Source organism: Streptomyces sp. SM1, assembly GCF_002910825.1.
GTDB classification, from domain to species: domain Bacteria; phylum Actinomycetota; class Actinomycetes; order Streptomycetales; family Streptomycetaceae; genus Streptomyces; species Streptomyces okerensis.
This window is the reverse complement of record NZ_NEUB01000631.1, coordinates 1-7,242: the sequence shown is the minus strand read 5'-3', so window position 1 is coordinate 7,242 and position 7,242 is coordinate 1. Positions and strand designations below refer to the sequence as shown.

Here is a 7,242-nt window from a genome sequence, read left to right as displayed (position 1 = left end):
GGCGTCCGGCATCGACAGGGTCGCTGACCAAGGCCCGCTCCCGGCTGGGGGCGGGGGCGCTTCGGGTGCTGTTCGACCGGGTGCGCGGAGCGCAGGGCACGCCGGCCACGCCGGGGGTGTTCTGGCGGAACCTGCGTCTGACCTCGCTGGACGGCACCACCTTCAACGTCCCCGACAGTGCGGCGAACTCCGCCGCGTACACCCGGCCTGTGACCGAGGCCCGGCAGGGGCCCTATCCACAGGTGCGGCTGCTGGCCCTGGTCGAGTGCGGCACCCTGGCCGTGATCGCAGCGGTCTTCGACTCCCTCGCGGTCGGGGAACGCACCCTGGCCACACGCCTGTTGCCGGTGATCGAGCGGGGCACGCTGCTGCTGGCCGACCGGGGCTTCCCCTCCTACGACCTGTTCACCGCAGCCGCGGGCCGGGGCGCTGAGCTGTTGTGGCGCGCGAGCGCGTCGTTCACCCTGCCCGTCATCGAGGTACTCCACGACGGCACCTGTCTCTCCCGCCTCAACGGGCCACGCGGACAGCGCATCACCGTCCGGGTGATCGAGTACACCGTGCACAGCACCGCCGAGGGCGCCGACGGCTCCACCACCGAGTCCTCGGAACTGTTCTGCCTGATCACCACCCTCCTCGACCCGGACACCGCCCCGGCCACCGAACTCGCCGAGCTCTACGCACGTCGCTGGACCAGCGAAACGATCTACCGGTCGATCAAGGTCGAGCAACGCGGCGGCCGCACCGCGACCCTGCGCTCCAACAGCCCCGAAATGGTCGCCCAGGAACTGTGGGCGATGCTCTGCGTCTACCAGTCCGTACGCCACCTGGCCACCGACAGCGCGACCCAGGACGGCATCCCACCAGCCCAGATCAGCTTCAAGCACGCCCTGCACGCCGCCCAGCGAACCGTCGGGGCGGACTTTCCCCCCTCCACGCCTGACCACCAAGATCCGTGACATCGGCGCCGACCTGATCCGCACCGCCACCCGGCCACGGCCCGGCCGCCGATCACCCCGCGCCACCAAGGCCCGACACGTCAACTGGCCCACACTCCAACCAGATCAACCCGCCACCGAACGCGTCACCTACACCATCCAGCTCCACACACTCACACCACGACCACAGTCACCCTGAAACGATCAAAGAAGCGACGTTGGGGTACAGCCGACGATGTCTGCGGCCGAGCCGGGTGCAGCGAGAAGATCGCGACTTTCACCTCGGTTGCTCGTACTGAGAGGGCGGGGACGACCACGGATTTGTGGTCGTCCCCGCCCTCTCAGTACGAGCAATGTGTTGGTGTCCTGGTCTGGGACCAGCGCACGAACCGATGGTCACTCGGTGACTTTGTCGGGGCCGGGGTAGGGCAGCTGCAGGCTCAACTGTGCCGCTGTGATGGCCTGTTCCAATGCAGTGGCCGGAGGCTGGCCGATGTCTTCACGGAGCACTTCGAACAAGGCTTCCTCTTCGTCCGAGGGCTCCGGCTCCTCGCCCAACCAGCTCGTCTCATTCATCCCAGAACGCCCCTTGTGAGTCTCTGAGCCCATCATGCTGCCACTTGGATGGGTCAGGGCAATACGTCGGCGACTGAAATTCTACTGCGCCGTGTCGCGCTTGATGGAGTCGTGGGACTCTACTGGGGGCGCGTTGAGGGACGGCGAACGAGGAAGGCCGCAGCGAGCAGCGCCGAGGCGAACGATACGCCTGAGATGACCAGCATGCCGATGTGGACGCCGTCGGTGAACGCGACACCGATGGCCGAGCCGACGCCGGGCGGCAGCGGGCCGGTGCCTCCGGTCCCGGTGGTCGCCCCGTCCACCACGGCACCCGCTATGCGGGACGGCACGCCGGCTCCGGCCAGTTCACCGGGCAACTCGTCGATGAAGTTGATGGAGAGGACGGCGCCAAGTGCGGCGGTGGCGAGCACCGAGCCGACCTGGCGGAAAGCGGTCACCGCGGAGGAGGCGGCGGGCGCACTCTGGGGTGCGACCACAGCCAGGGCGGCCGAGGTGGACGGCGCGATCACCAGGCCGGAGCCCAATCCGACCAGTACCAGGCCCGGTGCGGTCACGAGGTAGGAGCTGTCGGGGCCCTGCAGCAGGAGTACAAGCGTGGCGATGCCGGTGATGAAGGTGCCGGCGACGAGCAGTTTGGCGGGTGCGATGCGGGCACCGAGGCGAGAGGCGGCAGCAGTGGACAGGACGAACGCTCCCATGACGGCCAGCAGGCGGACACCTGTTTCCAGTGGGGCGGCCCCCTGTACCCGCTGCAGGAACTGCACTTCGAGGAACGTCACTCCGACGAAGCTGAACAGACCGGCGGCTGCGACGATGAGCGCGGTCAGGTAGGGCGCCGCGCGCATTATGCGGACGTTCAACATCGGGGTGGGCGTGCGGAGTTCGACGACTATCAGAGCCACCAGGGCGACTACGGCAGTGACGAGAAGGGCGATCACTCCGGTAGTCCCGTAGCCGACACGGCCCCCGACCGCGATGCCTCCCACCAGAGTGCCCAGCCCGATCACCGCGAGGAACTGACCGGGCCAGTCCAGAGGCCTACCGGGAATGCGTGTCTCGGCGACGGCGAAGAGGGTGACGGCGACGGTGACGACAGCCAGGACCGCGTTGACCAGATACACCGCGTGCCAGTTGGACAGCTCCAGCAGGCTGCCGCCGATGAGCGGACCGAGAGCCAGGCCGAAGCCGGAGACCGAGACCCACACGGAGATCTTCCGGCCGCGTTCGCGCGGATCGGTGAAGGACGTGGTGATGAAGGCCAGGGACGTGGGCAGGACCAGCGCTCCGCCGATGCCGCTCAGAGCCCGGCCGACCAGTACCTGTGGGTAGCTGTCGCTCGCGGCCACGACCAGGGAGCCCGCTGCGAGTGCGGCCACCCCGATGAGGAAGACGCGACGCCTGCCGAAGCGCTCGCCGAATGCCCCACCGGAAAGCACACCGGCCGCGACGACGAGCGTGTACGTGCTGGAGATCCAGCTGAGATCGGCCGTTGCGACATGCAGGTCGATCTGCATGGCACGCAAGGTGGAGATGGCAGCGGTGACCTCGATGAAGGACATGAACATACCCAGGCAGCTGGCAAGAAGCAGAAGCTGAGGGCGCTTCGGAGGAGCAGCAGCTAAGGCGCCGGCCGGCGCCGCTGTCCGCTGAGGAACTGTGGTCACTTACTACCTCGCTTCGTTGCTGTGCGCCGACTCGTCGCCGCGTCGGCGGGCTTCTGCCGGGCCGTTCCCGCCTCGGTGGACATGTTCCGTCGCCTTACCCATACCGAATTCCGGCATGTTCCGGTAAATGATGTGCATTTGGTCGGGGTGGGTGATGTACGCCTCGTGCCAGACGCCGACGTCACCGTTGTTGCCGACCTTCTTGTTGTAGTTCCGCCAGCTCGGAAGGTGCTCGGCGCCGGCATTCCGCGCGTACGCGAGCAGTTCGTCCATGTCCTTCCAGTATTGAACGACTATGGTGGTTCTTCCGAACCAGACGTGATAGCCCAGGAAGCCGTGCTCGGACTGCCGTATTACCTCCTTGAGCATGGGCACCATGGCGATGAAGGCAGGCAGCCAACGATGGACTTTCCACCACTTGTTGATGCGCATCCCGATGAGGAACACAACTGTCCCGTCGGGTGGTGCTGCCGCATACCGACCGGGGTAGACCTTCTGACTCACGACCGCATGCTCCTTTGGTTGCCTCAGTAGGGGTAACGGCGAGGTGGGGTGCTTTCCGTGGTAAGCCGCAACTCCGTGAATTCCTCTACGCTGGCTCGTCCTCCGAAGCGTCCTCCGTTGCCGGAGAATCCCATTCCACCGAAGGGCAACTGCGGTTCCGACACCACGGTTTGGTCGTTGATGTGCACCATTCCTGCCCTGAGGCGACTGGCCACCGGGCGCGCGGCATCGGCCGAGCCCGCGTACACGGCGGCCGCGAGCCCGTAGTCCGTGGCATTGGCGAGCGCCACTGCCTCCTCGACGTCGTCGACGGCGGTGACCACGGCCACCGGCCCGAAGATTTCCTCGTCGAACGCCCGCATCCCAGGTCGCACCTCGGACAGGACAGTGGGCCAGTGCAGCAGCCCCTCGGCCTTGCCGCCGTAGACCAGCCGGGCCCCAGCGGCGACGGTGTCCGTGACGATGTCCCTGACCTTCACCAGTTGGCGCTCGTTGATCAGCGGACCGACCTGTGTGTCGGGCCCGCTCGGATCGCCCACGACGAGACGCTCGGCTTTGTCCGCGAGCGCGCCGACGTACTGCTCGGCGATCGACCGGTGGACGATGTGGCGGCCGACGGCGATGCAAAGCTGACCTGAGTGGACGAAGGATCCCCAGGCTCCGGCCGCAGCGGCGGCCTCTACGTCGGCGTCCTCCAGTACGACGAAGGCGTTGTTGCCGCCGAGTTCCACGGAGACCTTCTTTAGCCGTTCCCCGGCGAGGCGGGCAACGGCCCGGCCGGCTGCGGTGGAGCCGGTGAAGGAGACCATCCGCACTTCAGGGGCTTCGACCAAAGCGGTGCCGGTCTCGGCGCCGCCGGGCAGGACGTGGAGCAGACCGTCAGGCAGTCCTGCCTGCTCGAAGAGCCAGGCAAGCAGAAGCCCGCCGACGACAGGAGTGTTGGGGTCGGGCTTGAGCAGAACCGCGTTGCCCAGAGCGAGAGCCGGCGCGACGGATCGCAGGGCCAGTATCAGAGGCATGTTCCACGGAGTGATGACGCCTACGACGCCCAGCGGCACACGGTCCACCGCGGCGGTGCGATCCGGCTGGATGCTGGGCAGGACAGACGACGTGGCGACAGCCTGCGCCATCTCGGCAGCCGCAGCCAACTCGCCAACTGACGCACCGAGTTCCATCTCCGCCTTGGCTCGCACCGCACCGGACTCGCTGATGAACCAGCTCACGAGATCGGACGGGGGCTGGGCGAGTGTCGCAGCGGCTCGCCGGAGGACCGCGGCGCGCTCCTCCGGCGCACGCGCGGCCCACGCGGGCTGCGCCGATGCGGCCGCTGCTGCGGCCTGCCGGACGTCGCTCGCGGATGCTTCGCCGACGGCGAGAAGCCGCTTTCCCGTGAACACCTCGAACGTGTCCGTGTGTTGTGCGGCGGGAGACCAGCCGCCGCTGTAGAGGCGGCCCTCCCATTCGTGAACGGGTATCTGAACAGGCTCAGTTCGACTCACAGACGCTCTCCCCTTGCTCGCGTGACGACCTTGGCCGTGCCGTTCGCCAGTCGGCAGTACAGAAGTAAGCGCTCTGCGACTGGATACATCGGGGGACTGATCGCTACGGCAGTTGCTAGGAGCCCCTGGCGCACGACGGATATGTCGATGTTGACATGTGGAAGCTAACAGTGTCTGATTGGACATGTCAACATTGTCACTCGCTCACGGGGCTGGAAGAGAGGCGAGGAACCTATGTCGTTGCGGATGGCCTTGCTGGGTCTGCTGACTGCCAAAGGGGCGGCCAATGGCTACGAACTGACCAAGGCGTTCGGGGACACGTTGAGCCACGTGTGGTCCGCGCAGCACAGTCAGGTGTATCCGGAGCTGGCCCGTATGGCCGAGGCAGGGCTCGTCACCGCCGAGGACGAAGGTCCGCGCGGCCGTAAGCGGTACTCCGTCACCGAAGCGGGCGGCGAGGAACTGCGGCGCTGGCTGACAGAGGTCGAGCCGAGCAGAACCGTGCGCAACGAAGTCGCCCTGCGCGCCTTTCTTCTGCCCTCTCTCGGGGCGACGGCCGCGGCTCAACTGGTGAGGGAGGAAGAGAAGTTCTATCGCCAGCGGGCGGAAGCGATCGCCCAGTTGCGGGACTCCCTGCAAGCGCCGGACACGCCGGGGTTCGGGGCGTACGCGGCCGAGCTGGGCGTACGGCTGTCCACGGCCATCGCGGACTGGGCGGAGTGGGCCGCAGGGCGGCTCGAGTCGGAGGCGGGCGACGTGCGGGAGGCCGAGCCCGACGACCGTGAGCACGGCACGCACGAGGCCTGACCCGTGAACCCATCGTCGCGCGGCACTCGCGCCGCGCTCACCATCAGGAGATTCCCTTGCAGACTCTGGTACTCAGCGACGCGAGTCGCTACATCGCAGGCGTCGTCTTACTGACGATCGTCACGATCGAGTTCGGTGGAACCTTCATGGTCCGTATCGTGCGCGGCTCGGTACCCATGACCGACTTCCAGAAGTCCTTCGCCCGGGCGGGACATGCGCACGCCGGCGTCCTGGTCACGCTCAGTCTGGTGTGCGAGGTGCTGGCCGACGCCACGTCGCTGTCCGGATTCTGGGGCTGGTCCGGCCGGATCGCCGTACCACTGGCCGCAGTGCTCGTCTCGGCCGGATTCTTCGCTTCGTCCATGGGGCGAGGGGAAATCACCCAGCCCAATCGGCTCATCGTGGTGGTCTGGGCCGGCGCCGCATCCCTCGCATACGGAGTGATCACCCTCGGCGTCGGCCTCCTCGCAGCTTGAGTAGCCGTAGCGGTCGGCGCCCGCTCCTCGCAGTCAACTCGGCCGTGACGGCGGCAGATCGACCGCAGCGAGAGCAGAGATCAGGGCGCCCTGGCCGAGGACCGAGTCGAGCTCGTCTTGTGTGGCTCCGGTGGCGGCGCTGATCAGAGACCGGAGTTCGCACCAGTGCCGACGGACCTGTTTCGCGAGCCCCGCCTGTTGGGGTGAGGCAGCAGCAGCGTGTACTTGCAGCTGCATGAGCAGGATTTCGGGATCCTTGAGTCTTTCCCGGTAAGCGCCCGTCGCTCGCTGTGATCGCGATGCTTGCGCTGCGGCCCGTGCGGTCCCCAAGTCCGGGCAGACGTAAGGCCCCTGGTAGGAACGATCTTGCGACGGATTGTTCTGACCGAGGGGCCTCACGTGCCGACCAGTGTCACATACACCGCGGTGCTCGATGTGAAGCGGTCCACCGCCGAGCACCTGGCCCGGCTGCTGCGCGATCACCGCGTCGCGGCCGGAACCCGCAGGGGCAGGCGTGCGCTGGGCTGCTTCCGGCAGGCGGTGCTCGTCCTGCGCTGGTTCATCGACGGCACCCGCCTTTCCCAACTCGCCCGCGACAACGGCCTGTCGGCCTCCACCGCATACCGCTACCTCCATGAGGGGCTGACCGTTCTGGCGGCCGGGGCACCGGACCTCGCCACCGCGTTGGAACGCGCGAAGGCGGCCGGGCTGACGCATCTGAACCTCGACGGCACCGTCATCCGCACCGACCGCGTCGCCGCCCCCGGCCCCAACG

Annotated in this window: 7 protein-coding genes and 1 pseudogene; 4 read left to right on the top strand and 4 right to left on the bottom strand. The window is 67.4% G+C overall.

Translation table 11 applies throughout. From position 1 onward, the window contains the following. Positions 1 to 959: IS4 family transposase (locus tag B9S61_RS16065; RefSeq protein WP_103545782.1), on the top strand; the 959-nt coding region annotated here is incomplete at its 5' end. 375 nt (positions 960 to 1,334) lie between these two features. Here the strand turns inward: B9S61_RS16065 and B9S61_RS16060 are convergent. The 4 genes from B9S61_RS16060 to B9S61_RS16045 all read right to left on the bottom strand — a co-directional run bounded on the left by B9S61_RS16060 (position 1,335) and on the right by B9S61_RS16045 (position 5,184). Further along, positions 1,335 to 1,514, bottom strand: a complete 180-nt coding sequence (locus B9S61_RS16060) for a hypothetical protein (RefSeq protein WP_103542873.1) — start codon at positions 1,512 to 1,514, stop codon at positions 1,335 to 1,337. A gap of 119 nt (positions 1,515 to 1,633) precedes the next feature. Further along, the gene (locus tag B9S61_RS16055) at positions 1,634 to 3,082 is read right to left on the bottom strand and encodes an MFS transporter (RefSeq protein ID WP_103542872.1); all 1,449 of its coding nucleotides are present in this window, start codon (positions 3,080 to 3,082) and stop codon (positions 1,634 to 1,636) included. Between the two features lie 102 nt (positions 3,083 to 3,184). Further along, positions 3,185 to 3,685 carry a DUF4188 domain-containing protein gene (locus tag B9S61_RS16050; RefSeq protein WP_146064860.1) on the bottom strand — a complete coding sequence of 167 codons (501 nt, stop codon included), beginning with the start codon at positions 3,683 to 3,685 and terminating at the stop codon, positions 3,185 to 3,187. Between the two features lie 23 nt (positions 3,686 to 3,708). Then, a complete protein-coding gene (locus B9S61_RS16045; RefSeq protein WP_308457771.1) occupies positions 3,709 to 5,184 on the bottom strand; it encodes an aldehyde dehydrogenase family protein in 1,476 nt (491 codons plus the stop codon). Positions 5,185 to 5,430: 246 nt separating this feature from the next. Here B9S61_RS16045 and B9S61_RS16040 point away from each other — a divergent pair, with 246 nt between their 5' ends. The 3 genes and pseudogenes from B9S61_RS16040 to B9S61_RS16030 all read left to right on the top strand — a co-directional run. After that, positions 5,431 to 5,991, top strand: a complete 561-nt coding sequence (locus B9S61_RS16040; protein WP_219819921.1) for a PadR family transcriptional regulator — start codon at positions 5,431 to 5,433, stop codon at positions 5,989 to 5,991. A gap of 56 nt (positions 5,992 to 6,047) precedes the next feature. Then, a complete protein-coding gene (locus B9S61_RS16035) occupies positions 6,048 to 6,467 on the top strand; it encodes a hypothetical protein (RefSeq protein ID WP_103542868.1) in 420 nt (139 codons plus the stop codon). 399 nt (positions 6,468 to 6,866) lie between these two features. Next, positions 6,867 to 7,242 (top strand): annotated as a pseudogene (locus B9S61_RS16030) (IS5/IS1182 family transposase); the annotation flags it as partial.

Excerpts from the sequence above, each read along its gene's own strand:
- B9S61_RS16060 (WP_103542873.1), bottom strand. The coding sequence starts at position 1,514 with ATGAATGAGACGAGCTGGTTGGGCGAGGAGCCGGAGCCCTCGGACGAA.
- B9S61_RS16055 (WP_103542872.1), bottom strand. The coding sequence starts at position 3,082 with ATGTTCATGTCCTTCATCGAGGTCACCGCTGCCATCTCCACCTTGCGT.
- B9S61_RS16040 (WP_219819921.1), top strand. The coding sequence starts at position 5,431 with ATGGCCTTGCTGGGTCTGCTGACTGCCAAAGGGGCGGCCAATGGCTAC.